Raw genomic sequence first — 946 nt, 5'->3', positions numbered from 1 at the left:
GCTGAACCAGGTTAAAAGCCTCATCCGATCTATATTGCAGCTGATTTAGAGCCTGAAGAAGAAGAACAATTAACAAAACTTCTCAAAAAGTATAAATATGTGTTTGCATGGTCCTACAAAGACCTCAAAGGAGTTGATCCATAGATATGCCAACATACAATTCCTTTGAAATAAGATGCCAAACCTAGCAAACAACGTACTTATACATATAATGACACATTTGCTAAATGAATCAAAGAGGAAATTGACAAGATGATGGATGCTGAATTCATCTACGAAATCGAGCATACAGATTGGGTGTCACCCATTGTGGTTGTCCCCAAAAAGAACGGAAAGCTGCGAGTGTGTGTGAACCTCAAAAAGGTAAATGCAGCCACCATAAGGGATAATTATCCCTTGCCGATCACAGAACATGTACTTGAGAGGGTGGCTGGGAAACGGGTTTATTCCTTTCTAGATGGGTTTTCAGGATACAACCAATTGGCAATTGCAATAGAGGATCAACACAAAACAGCGTTTGCCACAGAATGGGGAATATATGCGTATAGAGTTATGCTTTTTGGCCTAACTAATGCCCCAGCTACCTTTCAAAGTTTAATGACGCATGCGTTCAAAGAATACCAGAGAATATTCTTAGAAATATATATGGATGATCTCTGTGTCCACTCTCTTCTACGAGAAGAACATATTGACCATTTACAAAAGGTATTTGAGAAGTGCAGAACATATCGAATCTGTCTCAACCCGGAAAAGAGCATTTTTATGGTTAGGCAAGACCGCATCTTAGGACATATTGTCTCAAGAAATGGCATAACCATTGACCTAGACAAAATAAAAGTCATAGTAGACTTCCCTAGGCCTACTAATGCCAAACAAGTACAATCCTTCATGGGACACTGCGGATATTATCGAAGATTCATATATATGTATGCAGTCATTGCACAAC

The 946-nt window shown here is 39.0% G+C and carries 1 protein-coding gene; it reads left to right on the top strand.

Annotated features, from left to right (window positions below; genetic code table 11):
• Nucleotides 1-252 precede the first annotated feature (252 nt).
• The coding region (locus DD606_RS25660) for a reverse transcriptase family protein (protein ID WP_139158409.1) at nt 253-946 on the top strand (694 nt) is incomplete at its 3' end.

Origin of the sequence: Enterobacter cloacae complex sp. GF14B (assembly GCF_004136805.1) — a bacterium.
GTDB classification, from domain to species: Bacteria; Pseudomonadota; Gammaproteobacteria; order Enterobacterales; family Enterobacteriaceae; genus Enterobacter; species Enterobacter hormaechei_C.
The sequence above is the reverse complement of the archived record's forward strand: the minus strand, read 5'-3'. Positions and strand labels throughout refer to the sequence as shown.